21 protein-coding genes and 1 tRNA gene are annotated in these 22,827 nt (G+C 60.7%); 11 read left to right on the forward strand and 11 right to left on the reverse strand.

Going from position 1 to position 22,827, the window contains the following annotated elements:
* Positions 1–92 precede the first annotated feature (92 nt).
* Positions 93–1,064: an AraC family transcriptional regulator gene (locus QMK32_RS12715; RefSeq protein WP_283475284.1), complete on the forward strand. Its 972-nt coding sequence runs from the start codon at positions 93–95 to the stop codon at positions 1,062–1,064.
* Between the two features lie 310 nt (positions 1,065–1,374).
* On the opposite strand, the gene QMK32_RS12720 is transcribed toward QMK32_RS12715, so the two are convergent.
* Positions 1,375–2,031: a helix-turn-helix transcriptional regulator gene (locus tag QMK32_RS12720; RefSeq protein WP_283475285.1), complete on the reverse strand. Its 657-nt coding sequence runs from the start codon at positions 2,029–2,031 to the stop codon at positions 1,375–1,377.
* 35 nt (positions 2,032–2,066) lie between these two features.
* Positions 2,067–2,492, reverse strand: coding sequence for a group III truncated hemoglobin (locus QMK32_RS12725; protein ID WP_283475286.1), 426 nt, complete (start codon positions 2,490–2,492; stop codon positions 2,067–2,069).
* A gap of 46 nt (positions 2,493–2,538) precedes the next feature.
* Here QMK32_RS12725 and QMK32_RS12730 point away from each other — a divergent pair, with 46 nt between their 5' ends.
* Positions 2,539–3,705, forward strand: coding sequence for a DUF2249 domain-containing protein (locus QMK32_RS12730; RefSeq protein ID WP_283475287.1), 1,167 nt, complete (start codon positions 2,539–2,541; stop codon positions 3,703–3,705).
* Positions 3,702–4,193 (forward strand): hypothetical protein, encoded by a 492-nt coding sequence (locus QMK32_RS12735; RefSeq protein ID WP_283475288.1) that lies wholly within the window; start codon positions 3,702–3,704, stop codon positions 4,191–4,193. Before QMK32_RS12730 ends, QMK32_RS12735 begins: the two co-directional genes overlap by 4 nt.
* Before the next feature lie 92 nt (positions 4,194–4,285).
* Here the strand turns inward: QMK32_RS12735 and QMK32_RS12740 are convergent.
* Positions 4,286–4,362, reverse strand: a tRNA-Leu gene (locus tag QMK32_RS12740).
* Between the two features lie 117 nt (positions 4,363–4,479).
* On the opposite strand from QMK32_RS12740, the gene QMK32_RS12745 reads away from it, so the two are divergent.
* The gene (locus QMK32_RS12745; protein WP_283475289.1) at positions 4,480–5,091 is read left to right on the forward strand and encodes an ANTAR domain-containing response regulator; all 612 of its coding nucleotides are present in this window, start codon (positions 4,480–4,482) and stop codon (positions 5,089–5,091) included.
* A gap of 194 nt (positions 5,092–5,285) precedes the next feature.
* Complete coding sequence (locus QMK32_RS12750; RefSeq protein ID WP_283475290.1) at positions 5,286–6,623, forward strand: ABC transporter substrate-binding protein; 1,338 nt, start codon at positions 5,286–5,288, stop codon at positions 6,621–6,623.
* Between the two features lie 146 nt (positions 6,624–6,769).
* On the opposite strand, the gene QMK32_RS12755 is transcribed toward QMK32_RS12750, so the two are convergent.
* Genes QMK32_RS12755 through QMK32_RS12770 form a run of 4 tightly spaced genes read right to left on the reverse strand, consistent with a single transcriptional unit; the run spans position 6,770 to position 10,925 of the window.
* A complete protein-coding gene (locus QMK32_RS12755) occupies positions 6,770–7,576 on the reverse strand; it encodes an ABC transporter ATP-binding protein (protein WP_283475291.1) in 807 nt (268 codons plus the stop codon).
* Positions 7,573–8,634: an ABC transporter ATP-binding protein gene (locus tag QMK32_RS12760; RefSeq protein WP_283475292.1), complete on the reverse strand. Its 1,062-nt coding sequence runs from the start codon at positions 8,632–8,634 to the stop codon at positions 7,573–7,575. Before QMK32_RS12760 ends, QMK32_RS12755 begins: the two co-directional genes overlap by 4 nt.
* Positions 8,627–9,616 (reverse strand): branched-chain amino acid ABC transporter permease, encoded by a 990-nt coding sequence (locus QMK32_RS12765; RefSeq protein ID WP_084346533.1) that lies wholly within the window; start codon positions 9,614–9,616, stop codon positions 8,627–8,629. Before QMK32_RS12765 ends, QMK32_RS12760 begins: the two co-directional genes overlap by 8 nt.
* A gap of 4 nt (positions 9,617–9,620) precedes the next feature.
* Positions 9,621–10,925: a branched-chain amino acid ABC transporter permease gene (locus QMK32_RS12770; RefSeq protein WP_502943590.1), complete on the reverse strand. Its 1,305-nt coding sequence runs from the start codon at positions 10,923–10,925 to the stop codon at positions 9,621–9,623.
* A gap of 284 nt (positions 10,926–11,209) precedes the next feature.
* Between QMK32_RS12770 and polA the strand changes: the two genes are divergently transcribed.
* Positions 11,210–13,942 carry a DNA polymerase I gene (polA, locus tag QMK32_RS12775; protein WP_502943591.1) on the forward strand — a complete coding sequence of 911 codons (2,733 nt, stop codon included), beginning with the start codon at positions 11,210–11,212 and terminating at the stop codon, positions 13,940–13,942.
* 74 nt (positions 13,943–14,016) lie between these two features.
* Here polA and trxA read toward each other — a convergent pair whose 3' ends face one another.
* The 3 genes from trxA to QMK32_RS12790 all read right to left on the reverse strand — a co-directional run bounded on the left by trxA (position 14,017) and on the right by QMK32_RS12790 (position 16,195).
* Positions 14,017–14,394 (reverse strand): thioredoxin, encoded by a 378-nt coding sequence (gene trxA / locus QMK32_RS12780; protein WP_269303849.1) that lies wholly within the window; start codon positions 14,392–14,394, stop codon positions 14,017–14,019.
* Positions 14,395–14,485: 91 nt separating this feature from the next.
* On the reverse strand, positions 14,486–15,484 hold the full coding sequence (locus QMK32_RS12785) for a helix-turn-helix domain-containing protein (protein ID WP_283475294.1): 999 nt from the start codon (positions 15,482–15,484) through the stop codon (positions 14,486–14,488).
* A 186-nt stretch (positions 15,485–15,670) separates the two neighbouring features.
* Positions 15,671–16,195, reverse strand: coding sequence for a 2'-5' RNA ligase family protein (locus QMK32_RS12790; RefSeq protein ID WP_283475295.1), 525 nt, complete (start codon positions 16,193–16,195; stop codon positions 15,671–15,673).
* A 20-nt stretch (positions 16,196–16,215) separates the two neighbouring features.
* Here QMK32_RS12790 and QMK32_RS12795 point away from each other — a divergent pair, with 20 nt between their 5' ends.
* From QMK32_RS12795 to QMK32_RS12810, 4 genes are all read left to right on the forward strand, one after another.
* Positions 16,216–17,304: an isocitrate/isopropylmalate dehydrogenase family protein gene (locus QMK32_RS12795; protein WP_283475296.1), complete on the forward strand. Its 1,089-nt coding sequence runs from the start codon at positions 16,216–16,218 to the stop codon at positions 17,302–17,304.
* A gap of 165 nt (positions 17,305–17,469) precedes the next feature.
* On the forward strand, positions 17,470–18,384 hold the full coding sequence (locus QMK32_RS12800) for an ABC transporter substrate-binding protein (protein ID WP_283475297.1): 915 nt from the start codon (positions 17,470–17,472) through the stop codon (positions 18,382–18,384).
* Between the two features lie 46 nt (positions 18,385–18,430).
* Entirely contained in the window at positions 18,431–19,399 is a 969-nt protein-coding gene (locus tag QMK32_RS12805; RefSeq protein WP_283475298.1) for an amino acid ABC transporter permease, read from the forward strand.
* Positions 19,400–19,404: 5 nt separating this feature from the next.
* Positions 19,405–20,157: an amino acid ABC transporter ATP-binding protein gene (locus QMK32_RS12810; protein WP_084346526.1), complete on the forward strand. Its 753-nt coding sequence runs from the start codon at positions 19,405–19,407 to the stop codon at positions 20,155–20,157.
* On the opposite strand, the gene QMK32_RS12815 is transcribed toward QMK32_RS12810, so the two are convergent.
* Positions 20,154–21,011, reverse strand: a complete 858-nt coding sequence (locus QMK32_RS12815) for a class I SAM-dependent methyltransferase (protein ID WP_283475299.1) — start codon at positions 21,009–21,011, stop codon at positions 20,154–20,156. The two genes, QMK32_RS12810 and QMK32_RS12815, sit on opposite strands and share 4 nt — an antisense overlap.
* 281 nt (positions 21,012–21,292) lie before the next feature.
* Here QMK32_RS12815 and rpsA point away from each other — a divergent pair, with 281 nt between their 5' ends.
* A complete protein-coding gene (gene rpsA / locus QMK32_RS12820; protein WP_084346524.1) occupies positions 21,293–22,771 on the forward strand; it encodes a 30S ribosomal protein S1 in 1,479 nt (492 codons plus the stop codon).
* Positions 22,772–22,827: the final 56 nt, after the last annotated feature.

Here is a 22,827-nt window from a genome sequence, read left to right on the forward strand (position 1 = left end):
TGGAATCCAGTTTGATCTGCCGGTCCAAGACTTTCTATGACTCAGGATCGCTGTTTCATGCTCGATCGTCCAAGTTGGGTTACGGTTGGTGTATGCGAGGAGAAGATCCGTGGAGATCGTCGGACCCGTTGGGTGAGGCGTTGCATTTTCTCCGGATGACGGGCACGTTCTATTGCCGATCCGAGCTGTCCGAGCCTTGGGGCCTCGAGATGCCGGTGATGGAGGACTGTCTGTGGTTCCATGTCGTCACCAGCGGAAGATGCCTGCTCAGCGTCGAAGGTACTCAGCCACGTTATTTGGTTCCAGGTGAGTTCGCTCTGATACCACACGGTCTCGGGCACATGCTGTCCAGTGACGTCGATGCGGCGGAGGGTGCGCCCATGGTCCACGACCTACCGCACGACTACCTCAGCGATCGGTACGCGGTCATTCAACACGGGAGTGGGGGCGCGGCAACAACATTGGTCTGTGGTGCAGTACGTCTCGACCACCCGTCGGCGGCTCGATTGATCCGATCGCTTCCACCGCTGGTCGTCGTCGAATCCGCGCCGTCGTCACACCTGTCCTGGATGCACAGCACGCTCGGTTTGGTCGCTGATGAGGCACGGCAATGTCGGCCCGGGGGAGAGGCAGTCATTACTCGGTTGTCGGACATCCTTGTCATACAGGCACTTCGGTCATGGATCGAACATGATTCAGCGGCGAAGGTCGGTTGGCTCGGTGCACTGCAGGATGTAAGCATCGGGCCCGCATTGGCTTTGATTCATCGAGAACCCGACCATCGATGGACGGTCGCGTCTCTGGCTACAAGAGTGTCGATGTCGAGGTCGGCTTTCTCAGCGAGATTTACGTCGATAGTCGGCGAATCGCCTATGCATTATCTTGCGGAGTGGCGAATGCGGAGCGCTCATGATGCCCTTCGGTCCCATGATGTCTCCGTGGCGGAACTGGCCAAACGTAGCGGCTACCAATCCGAAGCAGCATTTTCGAGAGCATTCAAACGAATGCTCGGCGTCTCGCCGGGAAGCGTTGGACGCCGTGTCGACGTCTCGCTGGTGCCGTGACCGATTCGACGGATGAAAGTCACGAAATGCCTGTCCTGAGTCTGATCCCGGCGAACACAGGCGTGCTCGACGAACCTGAGCTCGGTCAGTCGGTCACCGGGCGGTCGACATATCCGGTGGTGTGTTGTGTGTCCGCACTGCACTGGTAGTAGACCCACTTGGCGTCCGAGGTACCGGCGGGATCATCGAACCGGTGAGTGACACGCTCCGCACATAATGTGCCTGCGCCTCTGTCATGGCAACGAAGATTGCTAGGTATGTACATGGCCCCACCATAGGCCCTATCCGCAAGGCCGTTTACCAGGCGTTTTTAGGTATGGCTTATTCGTCTCGTCCCTGTGATCACGCATAAGTCGGGTTGCACGAAGGGGAGCAGCGCTACGTTCGGGCTGCTGACTTCTTCGATCTCGAGGATTCGTTCGATCAGGCCGCGGTGCACCGAACACACCACTTGTGGATGCGCCGTAGCCGAATCACGAAACGGACAGGCTCGCAATTCGATCGTTCCCTCGCCATCGGTGTGAGGGTCGAAGCCGAGTTGATCGAGGACCGTCAGCAGATCGGCGCTGTTCGTTCCGGGCACCGTGTTCTGAGCTACGAGGTCGTCCGCCCAGTGTCTCCCTGCATCTTCCGCACTCGCGCGGCCACCGTCGTCGTGGGTCGCCAACGCTTCGGCCAGTACGTCGATGAGTTGTACTTGCGAACTCTCGCTCCGCACCACTGGCGTGGCAGTGTAGAAAGTTCGGGGTCGTCCGCGACGCTTCTCCGAGACCGGCTGGCGCCGAACCATTCCAGAGCCTTCGAGATGGTCGAGATGAAACCGAACAGTGGTGAGATGCAGGTCGATTCTGGTGGCTATGCTCAGCGCGTCGAGAGGATCGCGAGACTCGACGAGCATGTCGAGTATCTGCCGCCGCGTTTCGGATGCGAGCGCGGCGTGATGGGCGTTGTCGCTCCGATCAGCCATTGTTTGAAAGTATCACTATCCGGTGAATTCAGACATCACAGACCCGCTCGGCCGCTGCGCGTACTCACGGATTCGTTCTCGCGACGTGAACTCGCGTGAAGCCGTCGATGAATCGAGTAGGCGATCCGGCGTGCCTGGGTCTTGGCTGCCTCGGCCTTCTGTCCGGCGAAGCTCTCGTCTACGTTGGCGACCCAGATTTCGAGCCACCGGTCGAAGTGTTCCTGCTCCAGTGGGAACTTGTCGTTCAGTGCGACGTGGAGTTGGAACGCGTTGCGCTTGTACTTGCCTGCGCGAAACAGCACTGTTTCCCAGAAGTCGCACATGATCGGCAGGTGATGGCTTAGATCCATGACCGCGATCTCGGTGAATATCGGACCGATCAACGGATCGACGAATGCTCGTTCGTAGAACTCGCCGACCATGGTCTCGACGTCGTGCCGGTCTCTCAGGTCTCGCATCATGCTGTCGATCCTAGGTGATTAAAAAGCATTGTGATACTTTCTATTCATGGAAGCGGCAACTTACACGTTGGTAACCAGAAATACCGATGACGCGCAGCAAGTGCGTCCGGTCGAGAAGGGCAAGGTCAAGACTCGCCGTGTCTTCAAGGGGCCGGGGGTGACGATGATTCGTTTGACCATCGATTCCGGTGCCGTGATGACCGAGCACACTGCGGCAGTACCCATTGTGTTGCAGTCTATTTCAGGTACTGCCGTCATCGAGATCGGCGGCGAACGGATCGATTTGTCGGCCGGGGCGATAGTTCATGTCGATGCACACGTACCACACTCTGTCGAAGCGATCACCCCAGCTCACCTACTGCTCTTATTGCTCGAACGGGCTCCGTCCGAGAAGGCGAAGACACCAGAAGCCATCCAGCAGCCAGCGCGATCCGATGTGGTCCTCGCCAGCACCGGCGCCGATGCCGCCGCTATCGAGGCAGTCCTGAATCGGCACGCTGAAGTATCCGGCGCGCTTTCCGGCTACGCGACGCGTGTGATCGACGCCGCGAGTGCGGGGGATGAGGGCTTGGCCGTCGGGACTTCTATCGAACTCCTCGCGTGGTGCAGCGGTCCGTTGGCCGATCTCCTCGACGCCGAGGCGGCAGATTTCGGTCGGGCTTTGCGCGAGATCGACGAGGCATTGGCAGACCGAGTCGTCCATGAGCGCGACGCGGTCGTTGCATCGAGCCTCCGAGTAGCGGACGCGCAGTCCGCCGCGGAGGGCGCCGCCGAGGTCGCGGGTCTGCGGGTACACCTCGGCCAGTACCTGTGTACCTATGAAAGTCGCGTGCTGCCTGCTCTCGCTCAGTCGAAAGCGGCATCTTTGGCTACGCTGTGGGCAGATGTCGAAGCCAAGACGTCGACTGTCGCTGCAGGAGAGGCTCATCCGCCGGCCGATCATGTCTGTGAATGCGGGGTCGTGGACGAGCCGGAGTTGCCCGAACTCGATGTGCGCACCGTTCCGCATGCCATTCGTCACGCCACCGTTTTCGGCGCCCTCGATGCCGTGCATGCCGGGGCAGGGATGATTCTGATCGCGCCACATGATCCGCTGCCGTTGCTGGCTCAGATCGAGCAACGGACGCCCGGGCGGTTCGAGGTCAGTTACCTCGAGCGCGGCCCGCAAGCGTGGCGACTACAGCTGTCCAACACCGCCACACACGACGGATGAAGGTAGACGCCCTACGCGTCACTTACGTTCTGGGCGTGTGCTTCGTCATCGCCGGTGGGCTCGTCGCTGCGGTGACTGGCCCACTGGGCCTCGAGCGAGGAAGTTGGCTCGCAGCATATTCGGTATTGGTGTGCGGTGTCGCACAATGCGCGCTAGCGGTCGGCCACACGGTAACCGGCGCCCCCGCTCCGACATCGCAGCTGTCATGGATTCGGCTGGCCGGCTGGAATCTGGGTAATCTGCTGGTGATTGTCGGTGCGCTGCTGCGGGTTCCGATCCTCGTCGACATCGGGGCGGTCCCGTTGGTGATCGCGTTGGTACTCACTCTTCGGTCGACCCGGCACGCTCTTCGGCGGATACCTGCGGTCGGCTATCGCTTGTTGCTACTCGTACTGATGGTGAGCATCCCGATCGGAGTGGCTCTGAGTCACGCTCGGGCCGCAACGGCGTCTGCCGAACCCGCTCATGCCGCGATGGAATCCTGGTAATCGGGATGGCACCCGGTGCGGGGAAAGGCACTGGGCGAAACACGACACCCGGGCGGATGTCGGTTCACAATCGATCTTCGACCTGTACTACGTGGTGCCCTCGGTGAGACTCGAACTCACACTGGACGGGTTTTGAATCCGTTTCCTCTGCCAATTGGGATACGAGGGCTGGCATCTTCAAGCAACGATTGACGAGTGTAGAAGATGCGCCGCGGGGGTGTTACACCGGTACCCTTCAAGGGCTCGAGCACTGACGGGCGATGACTGTCGAAGGAGACTGGTACGTATGAATGCTCCTGTTGCGCAAGGTAGTGGCAAGCCCGCACTTCGTGTCGTAGTTGCCGAGGACGAATCTCTGATTCGCCTCGACCTCGTGGAAATGCTTCGCGAGGAAGGATACGAGGTGGTGGGTGAGGCGGCCGACGGTCAACGGGCAGTGGATCTGGCCATCGAACTTCGACCCGATCTGGTGATCATGGATGTGAAGATGCCTCGTCGCGACGGCATCGACGCTGCCTCGGAGATTGCCGAGAAGCGCATCGCACCTGTAGTGATCCTGACTGCATTCAGTCAGCGAGAACTCGTCGAGAAGGCGCGGGATGCGGGTGCCATGGCATATCTGGTGAAGCCGTTCTCGAAGGCCGATCTGATACCGGCCGTCGAACTTGCGGCCAGTCGATACACGGAGATCTCGTCGCTGGAGAGCGAGATCGTCGATCTGCAGGAGCGACTCGAGACGCGGAAGCTGATCGAGCGCGCAAAAGGCAAGTTGATGGAGTCTCAGTCGCTGACCGAGCCTGCGGCGTTCAAGTGGATTCAGCATGCAGCGATGGACCGTCGTACGACGATGAAAGCCGTGGCGCTCATCATCATCGAGACTCTGGACAACACGGAGTGAGCGACGGTTTTCGGCTTCGATGGAGTGCTCAGGCTACGGCGACGTAAAACTTTTGCCCCTCAGGTCACAGTCAGGTCACGAGCCTCGTTCTCGCTGATCGCAGATCGCTTCGGACAGCTAGCGTCTGATCCACACAAGAGCCTCATATGACTCAGGTGTGCTTCATAGCGATGAGCAAACCAAGGAGACCCTAGATGGCAAAACGGACCTACGTCCGCACGGCTGCGGTGTTGGGCGCTGCATCATTGGCACTGTTCGGATGTTCCTCGAACGACGATTCGAGTTCGAGTGACAGCACCAGCGCTGCCGGTGGCGGAAGCTCGGCAGCAGAAGAGACAGTCTCGACCGACTGCACGCCTGAAGTGGCCACTGCGGGCGCAACGCCTGTCACCACTCCGCTTGTCGTGGGAACTCTGCTCCCCGAGACCGGAACTCTCGCGTTCCTCGGGCCGCCTGAGGTTGCAGGTGTCCAACTCGCCATCAACGACGTGAACGAGGCCGGTGGCGTGCTCGCCCAGCCCGTCCAGCTCATCCCCGGCGACTCTGGTGACACGACCACAGATACTGCGACGACGACCGTCGACCGTCTGCTCGCCGGTGGCTCCGACGTCATTATCGGTGCAGCGTCGTCCTCGGTGTCCCTCAAGGTCATCGACAAGATCGCCAGTGCAGGCGTGGTCCAGTTCTCACCGGCCAACACTTCCGATCAGTTCGTCTGCTACCCCGACAAGGGGCAGTACTTCCGTACCGCACCGACCGACGTGCTGCAGGCACAGGCGCTCTCGAAGCTCATCGCCGAGGACGGCGCGCAGCGCGTGTCCATTCTCGCGCTGAACGATCCCTACGGAACGGGTCTCGCCAGCAACACCGTCGATAATCTCGAGGCTGCAGGTATTCCGTCGGATCAGATTCAGAAGATCATCTACGATCCCAACGCACAGTCCTTCAACGCCGAGGTCGACGACGTCAAGACCTTCGCACCCGATGCCGTGGCCATCATCGGCTTCGAGGAGTCAGCGAAGATCATCACCCGTATGCACGAAGTCGGCATCGGACCGTCCGACGGAATGGCTGTCTTCGGCGTCGACGGCAACATGGGTAACGCACTCGGCGAATCCGTGGCAAAGCCGTTGCTGGAGACGATGAGAGGCACGACGCCGCTCACCGACGTCGGCTCTGCATTCCAGGACCGACTCAAGGCCATCAACCCGGCCCTGGTGGACTTCAACTACGCAGGCGAGTCCTACGACGCGGTGGTGATCTCGGCGCTGGCAGCCGAGGCCGCCAAGTCGACCGCAGGTACAGATATCGCGGCGAATATCAACGCAGTCACCAAGGGTGGCGAGAAGTGCACGACCTTTGCACAGTGTCTTCCGCTGGCAAAGGCCGGAACCGACCTCGACTATGACGGAATTACCGGTGCGCTGAACTTCACCGATGGTGGCGAACCCGCCACCGGTTCCTACGGCAACCTGGTCTTCGGGCCGGACAACACACTGACCACCGATGGATTCATCGTCGTTGGTGAGTGATCGGTAGTACTTTCGAAAAGAGCGACCAGGCAACGAGTTTCAACTCGCCGCCTGGTCGCTCTTTGCTCGGCGTCGGCATGGCGAGCACTGCACCCCCGTACCAGAACTTCGAGTACGGGGGTGCAGTCGAACGCGGGTGTGTGTGGTTACTTCTCCTTGCTTCCTGCCAACGTTCCGAGGTAGAGCTCGATCACCTTCGGGTCGTTCATCAGATTGGTCCCGGTGTCGGTGTAGGCATTTCGGCCCTGATCGAGGACATAGCCGCGGTCGCAGATCTGAAGACACCGTCGCGCGTTCTGCTCGACCATGATGATCGAGACGCCTGCCGCATTGATCTTCTTGCAGCGGATGAACACTTCGTCCTGGAACATCGGCGACAGGCCCGCCGACGGCTCGTCGAGCAGCAGTACCGATGGTTCCATCATGAGCGCGCGACCCATCGCGACCATCTGGCGTTCACCGCCGGACAGTGCGCCTGCCTTGACCCTTTTGCGCTCACCCAGGAGTGGGAAGAGTTCGCTGACGAACTCGAAACGTTCCGCGAACTTTTTGGGACGCAAATAGATTCCCATTTCGAGATTCTCTTCGATGGTCAGCGACGGGAATACGTTCTGCGTCTGCGGGACGTATCCGACGCCTTTCGTCACCAGGACGTGCGCTTCGGCCGAAGTGATGTTGTCACCGCGTAGCCTGACCGAACCTTCGCGAACGGGAATCAGCCCGAACAGAGTCTTCAGAAGTGTCGACTTACCTGCCCCGTTGGGCCCGATGATGCCGACGATCTCGCCGTCCCGAAGGAAGAAGTTGCAGTCGCTGAGGATGTTGACGCCGGGAATGTATCCCGCAACCAGATTGTCGGCTCGCAGAAGCGCGCCTTCGGCCAGCCGAGCATGCTCTGCCGGGGTTGCGGCAAATTCTGCGGCGGTCAACTTTTGCGTACCGGGTTCGCTCATTTGTCGTCTTCTTCCTTGCCATTCTTGCCAGCGGCAGCAGAGCCCGGAACGACGTCCGGAGCAAAAAATTCGGGTTCCGACAGGTCACCGCCGGCCTCGAGCTCTTCGGCCTCGGCCTGCGCGAGTGCGTCGGCCAGTTCGGCGGTCGCACCGACGGGGTTGCCGTTCTCGTCGAATTCCAGCGCCTGGTCGTGGTGACTTCCCAGATACGCGTCGACGACCGCGCCATTGTTCGACAGCTCCTCGGGCGTCGATTCGGCGATGACGCTGCCCTGTGCCATGACGACGACCCAGTCGCTGATATCTCGGATGACGTCCATATCGTGTTCTACGAACACCACGGTCATTCCGTCGTCGCGCAGTGATTTGATATGCCCCAACAGGCTTTGTGTGAGAGCAGGATTGACACCTGCCATCGGCTCGTCGAGCATCACCACAGCCGGGTCGGTCATGAGCGCGCGGGCCATCTCGAGCAGTTTGCGCTGCCCGCCCGACAATGAGCCGGCGAGATCGTCTGCCTTGGCGTCGAGCTTGAATCGAGCCAAGAGATCCTGGGCGCGTTCGGTGATCTCCCGTTCCTGGGCTTTCCACGTCCATGGCATCAACGTGTTGAGAATGCGTTCCCCCTTCTGACCGGTAGCGCCGAGGCGGACATTGTCCAGGACAGTGAGCTTCGAGAGTGCTTTCGTCAGCTGAAATGTGCGCACGACGCCTTTGCGGGCAACCTGATGCGGATGCATCTTCCCGAGCGACTGGCCATCCATCGACCAGGTGCCGGTGTCGGGTCGATCGAAACCGGTCAGCAGATTGAACAGGGTGGTTTTACCTGCGCCGTTCGGACCGATGAGTCCGGTGATGCAGCCGCGCTGAATCTCGAGGTGGGCGACATCGACCGCCTTGAGCCCGCCGAACGTCCGTGAGACGCCGTCGACGACCAGGGTTGGGTCGGGCTTCTGTGCGCCGGGAGTGCTCGGTACGCCTGCGAACAGTGCCGTTCGTTCTTCGGAACTGAGAGCTTTGGCAGCGCGTGCGGCCAAAGTCGATGAGGTGTCAGGCATTGAGTTGGACCTCTCGCTTGTTCCCGAGAATACCCTGGGGTCTGAAGACCATCAGTACGGCGATCAGGATCCCCAACAGCACGAATCTAGTCGCACCGACCTGCTGCTCGCTGAGGTCGAGCAGAGGATCGGGGCCGGTGATCGCCTGGCGAAGGATGGCGTCGGGGATCGATAGTAGGAACCAGAACAGCATGGCACCGAGCACCGGTCCGAACACCGTCGCGGCACCGCCGAGAATCAGAGCTCCGAATGCGAAGAATGTCTGCGCGGTGGAGTAGAAGTCCGGGTTGATGGATTTGGTCTGCAATGCGTTGAACACACCACCCATGCCGCCGATGACACCGCCCATGACGAGGGCCTGCATCTTGTAGACGAACACGTTCTTACCCAATGAACGCGCAGCGTCCTCGTCTTCGCGCACGGCCTTGAGGACGCGGCCCCACGGGCTGTGTGTCAGCAGGTATACGAAGCCGCACAGAACGAGTACGAGCGTCCAACCCACCACCATCGACCACAGGTCGTCGCCATAGAATTTGACGCCCAGGAACGAGTACTGCTTCCCCGAGTCGAAGGGGCTCAGCGATGTGAACGGATCAGCGAAACCGAACAGTCCGTTGGTCGATGCCGTCACCGAATCCGTTGCGGTCGAGCGGAAGACGAGTCTGAGTATCTCCGAGGCCGCGATCGTGACGATAGCGAGATAGTCAGCCCGCAGCCGGAGCGTCGGGATACCGAGGACGAGAGCGAGAAGTCCGGCCGCACCGAGACCGACGAGGATACCGACCCACAACGGCTGCTGATAGGTGACCGTCATGATGCCGACGCCGTAGCCGCCGAGCAGGGCGAACCCGATCTGGCCGAAGTTGAGTAGTCCCGCATAACCGAAGTGCAGGTTCAAGCCGATGGCGAGCAATGCGTAGAAGATTGCGGACGGACCGATCAGCTGCGCTAGTGAAACTTGAAGAGCCGCAAGAATATCCATCAGTTCACCCGATCCTTTGCCGCGAGCCGAGTATGCCCTGAGGTCTGACGACGAGGATGAGGATCAAGACGAGCAGGCCTCCGATGTATTTGAGATCGGGATTGATGAACATCGTCGACCACTGCACGAGCAGCCCCACGATCACGCAGCCGAGGAGCGCCCCGTATGCGGTTCCGAGCCCGCCGAGGGTGATGCCGGCGAACATGAGGAGGAGCAGTTTGAAGCCCATCTCCCATTGCACGCGACCGCCGAGTTCGGACAATCCGAACAGGACGCCACCGAGAGCAGCGAGCCCGCCGCCCATGCACCAGACGAATGTCACGACGCGTTCGACATTGATGCCCGACGACGCCGCGAGGTCGCGGTTGTCCGCGACGGCTCGCATCGCTTTGCCGATCCGAGTGCGTTGCAACATGAGCGCGACGCCGACGAGCACGACGATGCTGATGATGATGCACGCCAGGTTGACGTTGGTGATGGCGAACGGACCCCATTCGTTCTGGGTCTGAGCCTGGTAGTCGTCGAAGGGCTCGGCGCGGTCGGAGAAGAAGATGAGGATCAGGTACCGCAGCGCGATCGCAAGGCCGATGGACACCACCAGTTGTGCGATCAGACCGGTCTTGCGTTTTCGCAGTGGTCTCCAGATGGCCGCGTTGTTGAGCCATCCGATGGCGACGCCGACGATGACGGCCAGGATCGTGGCATAGATCAGTTGAATACCCATGCTGACGTTGAACACCCAGGCAGCTACGGCGCCGAGAGTGACCAGTTCACCGTGCGCGAAGTTGGTCAGGCCGGTGGTGCCGAAGATCAGACTCAGACCGACTGCGGCGAGGGCGATGACGAGACCGAAACGGAAGCCGTCGACCGTAGTCCTGATGAATTTCTCGTAGAAGGGAAGCTCATTGGAGGTGCGGGCTTCACCGAACGAAAAGATCACGGTGTTCGTGCGTCCGGCCGCAATTTCGCGCTGCACTTCGCCCTGAACGCTGACCCCGTCGGGAAGCGTCTCGGAGTCGACCTCGAAAGTGTATGACCCTGGGGTTAATTCGAGGGTCCAGCGGCCACCTTTCTCGGATGTCGTTCGAGCGACCTCGTCGCCGGTCGAATCGCGCGCCAGTACGTCGACGTCGGTCAGGCGTTCGCCACCGTTGTTGAGGCTGCCACTGACGGGAACGGCGTCGGCTGCAGTTGGTTGAGATACCGACGACGGTGGGGGAGTCGGCGTCGGTTCCTGGGCCAGCGCGGTGCCGCCGAACGTCACGGCGGCTATGGATCCGAGGATCGCCAGGAGGAGGGCTTGTTTGATGAAGCGAAGCGGGGTTCGGCTGCGATGCCGAAGTCGAATCTTCCTACGGGTCCATCGAACAATTGGGGCCACGCACGTCCTCCGGACGGTTGTCGGTTGAGCCTCGAGACCTCGGCTGCTGCAATTGTGGGACTTTAACTGTTGAAAGCGCACGAAATCGGAGTCTTGAATTTCCGGAAAGTATCGTTTGTGTTTCGAACTACCCGGTCGGTGGTTCGGGCCGGGAGTCGCATCCACTGACGCGGTGTCGGAGCTTCTACTTAGACTGGTCAACCGTGAGCCCCATAACCGAGCACAGCGCAGCATCGAAACCCTCGACCGGCAGTTCCGCCGACGGTGAGCAGCCGACGCTGTTGCTGATCGACGGTCACTCCATCGCCTTTCGCGCGTTCTTCGCCCTGCCCGTGGATAATTTCAAGACCACCAGCGGCCAGACCACGAACGCGGTGTACGGGTTCACCTCCATGCTGATCAACCTCCTTCGAGACGAGAAGCCGACGCATATCGCGGCCGCGTTCGATGTGTCTCGGCAAACGTTCCGGGCTGAGCGGTTCCCGGCCTACAAGGCGAACCGAAGTAAGACGCCCGACGAGTTCGCCGGTCAGGTGGACATCACCAAGGACGTCCTCGGCGCCATGGGTATCCCAGTGATGGCCGAAGCCGGGTTCGAAGCAGACGACATCATCGCGACATTGGTGACTCAAGCCGAAGCACTGGGCTATCGGATCCTCGTGGTGACAGGTGACCGAGACGCGCTGCAGCTCGTCACCGACAACGTCACTGTGCTGTATCCGAAGAAGGGTGTCTCCGAGCTCACTCGGTTCACCCCGGAAGAGGTCACCAACAAATACGGCCTTACTCCGGCGCAGTATCCGGATTTCGCTGCACTGCGGGGAGACCCGAGCGACAACCTGCCCGGTATCCCCGGTGTCGGCGAGAAGACGGCTACCAAGTGGATCGTCGAGTACGGCTCGCTGGAAGAGCTCGTCAACAACGTAGACAAGGTCAAGGGCAAGGTGGGTGACGCGCTGCGGGCCAACCTGTCCGGTGTGGTGCTCAACCGCGAACTCACCGAGATGGTGCGTGACGTTCCACTTCCGTACACGCCGGATCAGTTGGAGCTGGCGCCGTGGGATCGCGAGAAGATCCATGCACTGTTCGACGATCTCGAGTTTCGAGTGTTGCGCGACCGGTTGTTCGACACCCTGTCCTCCACAGAACCCGAAGCAGAGGAAGGCTTCGACGTCCGTGGTGGCACCGTGCCGGTCGGCGAGCTCGCCCAGTGGCTCGCGGTTCACGCCTCCACGGGGGAGCGTCACGGCCTCTCGGTCGTCGGCCCGCGACGACCGTTCGGCAGCGATGCGCTATCGATCGCGATTGCCGCATCCGACGGCGAAGGTGGCTTCGTCGACACCAGTTCGCTGGATCCATCGGACGAGCAGGCACTGGCGGCATGGTTGGCCGATGCCGGTCAACCGAAAGCGCTTCACGAAGCAAAGTGGGCAATCCACGCGTTGCGTGGTCGCGGTTGGACCTTGGGCGGCTTGACCAGCGACACTGCACTTGCCGCGTATCTGGTTCGCCCGGGTCAACGGACGTTCAACCTCGACGACCTGTCGCTGCGGTATCTCAAGCGCGAACTGCGCGTCGAGGATTCCGTCGAAGGCCAGCTTTCACTGCTCGATACCGAGGACGTCGCGGAAGCGGCTGTCGCAGAGGGCGAGATACTGCGGGCGCAAGCAATTCTGGATCTTGCTGCCGCATTGGACGACGAGTTGGCGGCGATCGAATCGAGTTCATTGCTCTCGGAGATGGAATTACCGCTTCTGTCCTTGCTCGCGGACCTCGAGGCGACCGGCATCGCTGTCGACGACGCGCATCTCGGTGAGCTGCAGAGCCAGTTCGCGGACAAGGTGAGTGAAGCCGCCAATGCGGCCTACGAAGTCATCGGCAAGCAAATTAATCTCGGTTCCCCGAAACAGCTGCAAGTGGTGCTGTTCGACGAGCTCGAAATGCCGAAGACCAAAAAGACCAAGACCGGTTACACCACCGATGCCGATGCGCTGCAAGGGCTGTTCGAGAAAACCGAGCATCCCTTCTTGAAGTTCCTGCTCGATCACCGTGATGCGACACGCATGAAGGTCACCGTGGACGGGTTGCTCAAGTCCATCGCCGACGACGGTCGAATCCACACCACGTTCAATCAGACCGTTGCAGCCACCGGCCGGTTGTCGTCCACCGACCCGAACCTGCAGAACATTCCGGTTCGAAACGAGGCTGGACGCCACATTCGAAACGGTTTCGTCGTGGGCGAGGGGTACAGCACGCTGCTGACAGCTGATTACAGTCAGATCGAGATGCGAATCATGGCCCACGTATCCGGCGATGCCGGCCTGATCGAGGCGTTCAATACCGGCGAAGACCTGCACAGTTTCGTTGGCTCGCGCGCGTTCGGTGTGCCCATCGAGGACGTCACCCCCGAACTGCGTCGCCGTGTGAAGGCCATGTCTTACGGACTTGCCTACGGCCTCAGCGCTTTCGGCTTGGCCGCGCAGTTGAAGATTTCGACCGAGGAGGCCAAAGCGCAGATGGAGGCCTACTTCTCGAGATTCGGTGGGGTTCGGGACTATCTGCGAAACGCCGTCGAAGAGGCACGAAAGGTCGGGTACACATCGACGCTCTACGGCCGCAGGCGTTACCTACCCGACCTCAACAGTGACAACCGTCAACGTCGTGAGGTTGCCGAGCGCGCTGCGCTCAATGCGCCGATTCAGGGAACTGCAGCTGACATCATCAAGGTGGCGATGATCGACGTTCACAACTCTTTGGCGGAATCGGGTCTGCGATCGCGAATGTTGTTGCAGGTTCACGACGAACTGGTCCTCGAGGTCGTCGAGTCCGAGCGTGAACAGATCGAGCACTTGGTTCGCGACAAAATGTCCTCGGCCATCGAGCTTTCCGTTCCGCTCGAGGTGTCTGTCGGCACCGGAGCGAGCTGGGACCAGGCTGCGCACTGAATAGTCGACTGCATGCAGGAACAAAAAAGCCGGTCGCGTAAGCGACCGGCTTTTTTTGTTCTTCCAGGTTTGAGCTATTCGGCAGGAGCGTCGGCTTTCTGCTCTTCTACCTGTGCTTTCACCACGTCCATGTCGAGTGCCTTGATCTGTACCACCAGATCTTCCAGGGCTGCTGCAGGCAGTGCACCCGGCTGCGCGAACACCAGAATTCCCTCGCGGAACGCCATGATCGTGGGAATCGACTTGATGTTGGCAGCAGCGGCGAGTCCCTGCTCTGCTTCGGTATCCACCTTGGCATGCACCACGTCTGGATGCTCCTCGGAGGACTTCTCGAAAGTCGGGGCGAACTGGCGACACGGGCCGCACCAGGACGCCCAGAAATCGACGAGCACGACGTCATTTCCTCCGACGATGTCGTCGAAGTTCTGCTGAGTCAAAGTCTGTGTAGCCACGCCTGCCCTTTCATCGGTGTTTTCGTTCTCTAGGGTCCCTCAACGCATCGCTGGGCCGAAAGCTTCCCGAACCTGCAGGCTGGCCCCGCAGTCAAGCCGGTTGCGGTGACGCGCGGAACGTTCGCCGATACGAATTGGGTGTCGTGCACCGCACACGCACGAAATGCTGACGCATCACCGCTGCGTTGCCGAACCCGACGCGTTCGGAGATGACGTCCATCGACAGATCCGAATCTTCGAGTAGGTGCTGAGCCGCCAGAACACGTTGGTCGTTGAGCCACCGGGCGGGAGTGGTCCCGGTCTCGGCTTGAAACCGGCGCGCGAAAGTCCGGGCGGACATGTTGACCCGTGCAGACAGTGTCTGCACCGGTAGGTCGTCGCCGAGGTTCTCCGTCATCCAGTCCAGCAGCGGAGCAAGCGTTTCGATCTCAGTAGTGGGCAGCGGAGCGGTGACGAACTGGGCCTGCCCACCGTCGCGGTGCGGTGGCACGACCATGCGTCGAGCTATCCCGTTGGCAACCTTGCTGCCCTGCTCTTTGCGAACGATGTGCAGGCACAGGTCGATTCCGGCTGCGGTGCCTGCGCTGGTGAAAACATTGCCGTCGCCCACATAGAGAACGTCCCGGTCGACCTCGGCAAGCGGATACTCGGCGGCAAGCCTGGCCGAGGTGCGCCAATGCGTCGTACATCTTCGTCCGTCGAGAAGCCCAGCCTTGCCGAGCACGAATGCGCCGTTGCACAGGCTGGCGACGTTGGCGCCGCGTGCAACCGCGGCACGCAATTTGACGAGCAGCGGCTCGATCGAGGCATCGTACTCGCTGGTGCACAGGTAGCTGCCGTCCTCCGACGGGTAGGTGCCCCCAGCCGGAACGACGATCAGATCGGCCTCGTCGAGCTGTGACAGGTCGTGGGGAACATCGATGGTGAAGCCGAAACGGGTCCGGATGGGTTCGGCTACACCGGCAATGATCGAGAAGTCGTAAGTAGGTAGACCCTCGTCGGATCTGTCGAAGCCGAAGACCTCGCATGCCACTCCGAGTTCGAACTGCTCGGTCAGCGGCAGGAGTGGTACGACTACTCGTTTCAGCACGAAACCAAGTATGGCAGAAAACCGAGGTAACGTGTCATAACCGCCACTGTTGTACGAGATCGCGTGGCAGCAGGCTTGCCGCATGACCATTGCACTGCTCATCCTGGCTGTTCTGGCGGTGATCCACGGGGCGATATCCTTCGGATACTCTCCCGACACACACCGGGAGGAGAGCCAATTCGGTGACTATCGGTTCTGACGGACGATCCATTCGCGCTTCTCTTCGCCGTCCCATCGTCTCAACGCCGAGGTGGTGCCGACGAGATCTGGCTGCGTAGAATCGAGGCGGAGCAGAGCCTCGGCCAGTTCGACGCGAGTCATGCGTCGTGCGAGCGTGACGTGCGGAGTCCATTTTCCGGGTGCGGTATGCGAACGAGAACCGTCCGCATCGCCAACCACCTCTGATGCGCGCGCGTGAAGATCGATGAGTCTCCTCGACGGCACGACCAACCGAGCCAACGTCGCGTGTCTGCCACGGAAGACCACGAATGCACCAAGTCTGACGGGCATGTCGACCAGAAGGTATTCGTCGTGCACCCGGGTGTCGAACTCGTTCATCTCGTCGGCGACAGACAACGTGATGTGCGGACGATTCGAGATGCCCTTGTGCCTACCTTGGCTGGGGAGGTCTGCCTCGAGTAGTAGTTGCCATTCCCGTCTGACGGCGGCGTCGAGCGTGTCGTCGAGGAGCAATTCCAATGACTGGACCATAGTGAGTCATGATGTCCCACATGGCGCACGAAGAGGCTCGGACACTGCGAATCGGGTCGATGCTCGGCGACGGGATCGGCCACGAGATCGTGCCTGCCGCGATGCGCGTCTTCGACGCCGCAGTAGGCGCGGAGACTTCGCTGCGGGTCGAGTGGGTCGAACTACCTCTCGGCCGTGACGCGATCGACTCGCACGGCACACCGATCCCGGACTCGACACTCGAAGAGTTGGCGACACTGGACTCGTGGATTCTCGGGCCTCACGACAGTGCGTCCTACCCGGAGCCCTTTCGTTCGCAGCTCACGCCCGGTGGTGTGGTGCGCAAAAAGTTCGATCTGTTCGCCAATATCCGTCCTGCGCGTGCGTACCCGGATGTCCGGGCAATGTCACCAGAGATGGACCTCGTCATTGTCCGCGAAAACACGGAAGGCTTCTACGCCGACCGAAACATGTTTCTCGGCAGTGGGGAGTTCATGCCGACACCCGACGTCGCACTTGCGGTCGGGGTATTCACCCGTGCCGCCTGCGAACGGATCGCGCGTGAGGCCTTCACGTTGGCGCGCGGGCGCCGCAAGCACGTCACCATCGTTCATAAGTCGAATGTCTTGTCGATGACGACGGGTCTGTTTCGCGATGCCTGCCGAACCGTCGCCGATGACTTCCCGGATGTCGTAGTAGACGAGGAGCACATCGACGCCCTGGCCGCTCATCTCGTCAGGCGGGGTGCCGATTTCGACGTGATAGTAGCCGAGAACATGTTCGGTGACATTCTGTCCGATCTTGCAGGAGAACTGTCCGGGTCGCTGGGAATGGCGCCGTCACTCAATTCTTCGGAGTCGAAAGCGATGGCGCAAGCGGCCCACGGCTCGGCTCCGGACATCGCAGGCAAGAACCGAGCAAATCCGACCGCTCTGTTTCTCTCGTCCGCGATGCTGCTCGACTGGCTCGGCGATCACAGCGGTGATAATCGGCTTCGTCATGCCGCCAATCGCATCCGACACGCGGTAGAGGGCACCCTCGGCTCCGGCGTAGCTACGGCAGATCTCGGCGGTAGGGCATCGACGAGCGAGTTCGCCGAGACCGTCGTCGCCAGAACGTTGCGTGTCTGAGCGACGCACAAGAGGATATGGCCGAAGGGAAACGACGCCGTACGCTCGACCCTCGCGTTACTGTTCGATTACCTGCACTACATAGGTGACAGCAGTCGTCTAAGTTCGTATCTCTGGCAACATCGCACGCCGCGATGTGCTGTTTCGATTCCTGGAGGCATTCTCTTGTTTGCACGCTCGTATTCGAGGCCCGCGCGAATCATTCTGGCGCTCAGTGGCGCCGGGGCTCTTCTGCTGACGGCATGCGCTCAGAACACCGAGGACGGAGGCGCTCCGGCCGCCGACGAGAAGACAGCGGTGGAGATCAGCGAGGTGGCCGAAGTTGCCGCGACGCTCCCACAGAAGAACCAGGACTCCGGCACATTGGTCGTCGGCGTCAACGTTCCGTACTCGCCCAACGAGTTCAAGGACGCCTCCGGCAAGATCATCGGATTCGATGTCGACATGATGGATGCCGTCGCAGCTGTTCTCGGAGTCACCGCCCAGTACGAGGAGGCCGACTTCGATCGGATCATTCCGTCGGTGCAGGCCGGAACCTACGACTTGGGTATGTCGTCGTTCACCGACACGAAGGAACGTGAAAACTCGGTCGACTTCACCACCTACTTCAACGCCGGCACGCAGTGGGCGCAGCAAGCGGGCGGCAAGGTCGACCCCACCGACGCGTGCGGACTCAAGGTCGCAGTTCAGACGACCACGATCCAAGACCAAGAAGAAGTTCCCGCCAAGAGCGCCGCCTGCGTAGCTGCGGGGAAGCCCGCCATCGACATTCTGAAGTTCGACAGCCAGGACGACGCGGCCAACGCTCTCGTTCTCGGACGGGTCGACGCCATGTCCGCGGACTCGCCGGTGACTGCCTATGCAATCAAGCAGACCGGTGACAAGCTCGAGGCTGCAGGTGAGGTCTTCGACTCCGCGCCGTACGGCTACCCGGTTGCCAAGGGATCGCCACTTGCCGCGTCGTTGCAGCAAGCTGTGCAATACCTGATCGACAACGGCCAGTACCAGACCATTGCCGAGAATTGGGGCGTCGAAGCAGGCGTGATCAAGGAAGCAAAGATCAACGGCGCAGTCAGCTGATGTCGATATCGATATCGATCCAGGTTCGTAGGGGAGGGGGCGCCGAGTGTCCACCTCTGCGGTGAATCCCTCAGAACACAGTGAGGGAGCCGATCAGGTACCCATCAAGGCTATTCCGTTGCGGCATCCGGGTAGGTGGGTAGCGGCACTGGTCGTGATTGTCTTGTTTGCGCTGTTCGCCTACGGAGCAGCGACAAATCCAGCCTTCGGTTGGGACACGTACCGCCGCTACCTGTTCGACTCGAGGATCGGCACAGGTGTCGGTTTGACGGTGCAACTCACCGTGTACTCGATGATCATCGCTGTTGTGCTTGGCGTCGTGGTGGCAGTGATGCGGCTGTCGCCGAACCCGGTTCTTCGAAGCGCGGTATGGGTCTACCTGTGGGTCTTCCGCGGAACTCCGATTTACGTCCAGCTCGTGTTCTGGGGCCTCCTTCCGTCGATCTACAAGGAGGTGGCGCTCGGAATACCGTTCAGCGTGCAGTTCGCCACGTTCGATCTACAGACGCTGAGTAACGCATTCGTGTTCGCAGTCATCGGCTTGGCGCTGAACGAGGCCGCTTACATGGCCGAGATCGTCCGCGCGGGTGTCAATTCGGTTGGTGAAGGACAGGTTGAGGCATCGACGGCGCTCGGGATGTCCTGGTCGCAGACGATGCGCCGAACTGTGCTCCCGCAGGCTATGCGTGTGATCATTCCGCCGACCGGCAACGAATTGATCAGTCTGCTCAAGACCACCTCGCTCGTCGTAGCCGTCCCGTTCAGCGGTGACCTCTACGGCCGCGCACGGGATATCTCTGGCGCGAACTTCGAGCCGGTTCCGTTACTTCTGGTCGCGTCGACCTGGTATCTCGTCATCACAAGTGTGCTGATGGTCGGTCAGTATTTTCTCGAGCGTCACTATTCGAAGGGCGTGTCGCGAACCTTGACGAATCGTCAACTGCAGGCTCTCGCTGATGCACAGGGCGGTAAGCCACTGATGGCGCCGCGTTCCTCCGAGGGGGGTGCGATGTGAGTCCCATGGTCAAGGCCGACCAGGTGTGCAAGAGCTTCGGTGCGCTACGGGTTCTAAACGGGATCTCGCTCGAAATCGACAAGGGCCAGGTCCTGTGCATGGTGGGGCCTTCGGGTTCAGGAAAGTCGACATTTCTGCGCTGCATCAATCACCTCGAGCAGGTCAATGCAGGGCGTCTCTACGTGGACGACGAACTGGTCGGGTACGAGGAGAAGAACGGCAAGCTATACGAACTCCATCCGAAGAAGGCTGCCAAACAGCGCAGCGACATCGGTATGGTCTTCCAGCATTTCAATTTGTTTCCGCATCGAACGGCGCTCGAAAACATCATCGAAGCTCCGACTCAGGTCAAGAAGATCAAGAAGAAGGACGCGACCGCACGGGCAATGGAGCTCTTGGACCGGGTCGGGCTCAGTGAGAAGTCGGGCGCGTATCCGGCTCAGCTCTCCGGTGGCCAACAGCAGCGAGTTGCCATTGCGCGGGCCCTCGCTATGGATCCGAAGCTGATGCTGTTCGACGAGCCGACCTCAGCCCTCGATCCCGAATTGGTCGGCGAGGTCCTCGGTGTGATGAAGCAGCTCGCCAAAGACGGTATGACGATGATCGTCGTCACCCACGAGATGGGTTTCGCACGCGAAGTCGCAGACCAGCTCGTGTTCATGGACGCCGGAGTAGTCGTGGAAACCGGGGAGCCGCGGTCTCTGCTCGCGAACCCGCAACACGATCGCACGAAGCTCTTTCTGTCCAAGCTGCTCTAGTCGGGCTTCCTGCAGCTGAAGATAGCGGTGCCCGGAAAAAGTTGTCCACGGAGCGGACTCCACTGTCCCCACTCCTGATCGAGCCATTCGGGCCAGTCGGGTTCGATGATGTCGCGCACCTCTAGGCCTGCCGCAACGATTTCGCGGACCCGATCGCCGATCGTGCGGTGGTGCTCGACGTACGTTGGAGTGCCCTCGCTGTCGAACTCGACATACGGCGTTCGGTCGAAGTACGGAATGGATGCGGTCAACCCGGCTTCTCCCGGGTCATCCGGAAAGATCCATCGCATCGGGTGGTTGACGGCGAATACCCAGATTCCACCCGGTGCGAGGATTCGCGCGACCTCGGCCATCACGTTCGCCGAGTCGGCGACGAAGGGTACCGCCCCGAATGCAGAGCAGGCGATGTCGAAACTTTCGTCCGCGAAGGGTAAAGACTCTGCGCTCGCCTGGATCAGCGGCACAGTTGTGCCCCCGGCGGCCATCGCGTCGAGTCCCCGAGCAAGCATTCCCGCGGAGATGTCGAGACCGACGGCATGTGCGCCGTGCGCGGCAAGCCAGCGGGCGCACGGCGCTGATCCGCAGCCCACCTCGAGGATGCGCTTGCCGGATATCTCACCGAGGAGGTGGGCGTCGCCCTCGTGTAGTCCTTCCGGGCACCAGACGAATTCGCCCTGCTCGGATCCGACACCGAGAAACTCGCCGTGCGTGCGGTGATACTCGTCCGCATCCGAATCCCACCACGAGCGGCTTGCTCGATCGCTGGCCTGGGAGCTGAGCCTTCCGCGACCAGGGTGAATCGGTAACTGTGGTTCCGCCGGTGGGGTGTTTGGAGGGAGCGAACTATCGTTCATCGACGACACGTTAGTCGGGTTTGCCGCAGTGTGATCATCTCGCGTACCCTGTTGAACGCGAGTGTGTACATGCTGCGGGCCAGCGCTGTTCGAGCGTCCGATTCTCGGACTCGAAAACAATGCCGGGTGCAGCGGTTCTGCAGAACCTTTTCGGGAACATTCTTGTCTGCCGTTTGTTCCACTGACTGGATCCACAGTTCAGCACTTGTTCCAACACTCGCTTCACAGTCCGACCGAACATCCATCAACCGATACCCAACCCGTCCGGAGCAACTCAACACATGCCCTCAACTACAACCTCACCGCAGGTGGCCGTAAACGATATCGGCTCCGCAGAGGATTTCCTCGCGGCGATCGACGCCACGATCAAGTACTTCAACGATGGTGACATTGTCGAAGGCACCATCGTCAAGGTCGATCGTGACGAGGTTCTGCTCGACATCGGTTACAAAACCGAAGGTGTCATTCCTTCCCGTGAGCTCTCCATCAAGCACGACGTCGACCCCAACGAGGTCGTCTCCGTGGGAGATGCGATCGAAGCACTCGTTCTCACCAAGGAGGACAAGGAAGGCCGTTTGATCCTGTCCAAGAAGCGAGCTCAGTACGAGCGCGCTTGGGGCACGATCGAAGAGCTCAAGGAGAAGGACGAGGCCGTCAAGGGCACCGTCATCGAGGTCGTCAAGGGTGGACTCATCCTCGACATCGGTCTCCGTGGCTTCCTTCCCGCCTCGCTCGTCGAGATGCGTCGTGTCCGCGACCTCCAGCCGTACGTCGGCAAGGAGATCGAGGCCAAGATCATCGAGCTCGACAAGAACCGCAACAACGTGGTCCTGTCGCGCCGCGCATGGCTCGAGCAGACTCAGTCCGAGGTTCGCAGCGAGTTCCTGCACCAGCTCCAGAAGGGGCAGGTCCGCAAGGGCGTCGTCTCCTCGATCGTCAACTTCGGTGCATTCGTGGACCTGGGCGGCGTCGACGGACTCGTGCACGTGTCCGAACTTTCCTGGAAGCACATCGATCACCCGTCCGAGGTTGTCGAGGTCGGCACCGAGGTCACCGTCGAGGTTCTCGACGTCGACCTGGACCGCGAGCGCGTTTCTCTCTCGCTCAAGGCGACTCAGGAAGATCCGTGGCGCCAGTTCGCTCGCACACACGCGATCGGTCAGATCGTTCCCGGTAAGGTCACCAAGCTCGTTCCGTTCGGTGCGTTCGTTCGCGTCGAAGAGGGCATCGAGGGCCTCGTGCACATCTCCGAGTTGGCCGAGCGCCACGTGGAGGTTCCGGACCAGGTCGTGGGTGTCGGCGACGACGCACTCGTCAAGGTCATCGACATCGATCTCGAACGTCGTCGTATTTCGTTGAGCCTCAAGCAGGCCAACGAGGACTACGCAGAAGAGTTCGATCCGTCCAAGTACGGCATGGCCGACTCGTACGACGAGGGTGGCAACTACATCTTCCCCGAAGGCTTCGACTCCGAGACCAACGAATGGCTCGAAGGTTACGAGAAGCAGCGTGAAGAGTGGGAAGGCCGCTACGCCGAGGCTGAGCGTCGTCACAAGATGCACACCGCTCAGATGGAGAAGACAGCCAAGGACGAAGCTGCCGAGGCTGCCAACACCAACTACTCCTCGGAGTCGGGCCAGGCCCCTGCCGAAGCAGAAGGCGATGCTCCCGCAGCATCGGCTCCGGCTTCGACCGGTGGATCGCTTGCCAGCGACGCACAGCTTGCTGCGCTGCGCGAGAAGCTGTCGGGCAACGCCTGATAGAAGTAGTCCACCCGTGAGGGTGTGAGAGTGATGCCCCGGTTCTGTACTTCAGA

Source organism: Rhodococcus sp. H29-C3 (genome assembly GCF_030063405.1).
Lineage (GTDB): Bacteria > Actinomycetota > Actinomycetes > Mycobacteriales > Mycobacteriaceae > Rhodococcoides.

What these genes read in the sequence shown, in the direction of transcription:
- QMK32_RS12715 (WP_283475284.1), top strand. Translation starts at nt 93, where the DNA reads ATGCGAGGAGAAGATCCGTGGAGATCGTCGGACCCGTTGGGTGAGGCG.
- QMK32_RS12720 (WP_283475285.1), bottom strand. Translation starts at nt 2,031, where the DNA reads ATGGCTGATCGGAGCGACAACGCCCATCACGCCGCGCTCGCATCCGAA.
- QMK32_RS12725 (WP_283475286.1), bottom strand. Translation starts at nt 2,492, where the DNA reads ATGATGCGAGACCTGAGAGACCGGCACGACGTCGAGACCATGGTCGGC.
- QMK32_RS12730 (WP_283475287.1), top strand. Translation starts at nt 2,539, where the DNA reads ATGGAAGCGGCAACTTACACGTTGGTAACCAGAAATACCGATGACGCG.
- QMK32_RS12735 (WP_283475288.1), top strand. Translation starts at nt 3,702, where the DNA reads ATGAAGGTAGACGCCCTACGCGTCACTTACGTTCTGGGCGTGTGCTTC.
- QMK32_RS12745 (WP_283475289.1), top strand. Translation starts at nt 4,480, where the DNA reads ATGAATGCTCCTGTTGCGCAAGGTAGTGGCAAGCCCGCACTTCGTGTC.
- QMK32_RS12750 (WP_283475290.1), top strand. Translation starts at nt 5,286, where the DNA reads ATGGCAAAACGGACCTACGTCCGCACGGCTGCGGTGTTGGGCGCTGCA.
- QMK32_RS12755 (WP_283475291.1), bottom strand. Translation starts at nt 7,576, where the DNA reads ATGAGCGAACCCGGTACGCAAAAGTTGACCGCCGCAGAATTTGCCGCA.
- QMK32_RS12760 (WP_283475292.1), bottom strand. Translation starts at nt 8,634, where the DNA reads ATGCCTGACACCTCATCGACTTTGGCCGCACGCGCTGCCAAAGCTCTC.
- QMK32_RS12765 (WP_084346533.1), bottom strand. Translation starts at nt 9,616, where the DNA reads ATGGATATTCTTGCGGCTCTTCAAGTTTCACTAGCGCAGCTGATCGGT.
- QMK32_RS12790 (WP_283475295.1), bottom strand. Translation starts at nt 16,195, where the DNA reads ATGGTCCAGTCATTGGAATTGCTCCTCGACGACACGCTCGACGCCGCC.
- QMK32_RS12795 (WP_283475296.1), top strand. Translation starts at nt 16,216, where the DNA reads ATGGCGCACGAAGAGGCTCGGACACTGCGAATCGGGTCGATGCTCGGC.
- QMK32_RS12810 (WP_084346526.1), top strand. Translation starts at nt 19,405, where the DNA reads ATGGTCAAGGCCGACCAGGTGTGCAAGAGCTTCGGTGCGCTACGGGTT.
- QMK32_RS12815 (WP_283475299.1), bottom strand. Translation starts at nt 21,011, where the DNA reads ATGAACGATAGTTCGCTCCCTCCAAACACCCCACCGGCGGAACCACAG.
- rpsA (WP_084346524.1), top strand. Translation starts at nt 21,293, where the DNA reads ATGCCCTCAACTACAACCTCACCGCAGGTGGCCGTAAACGATATCGGC.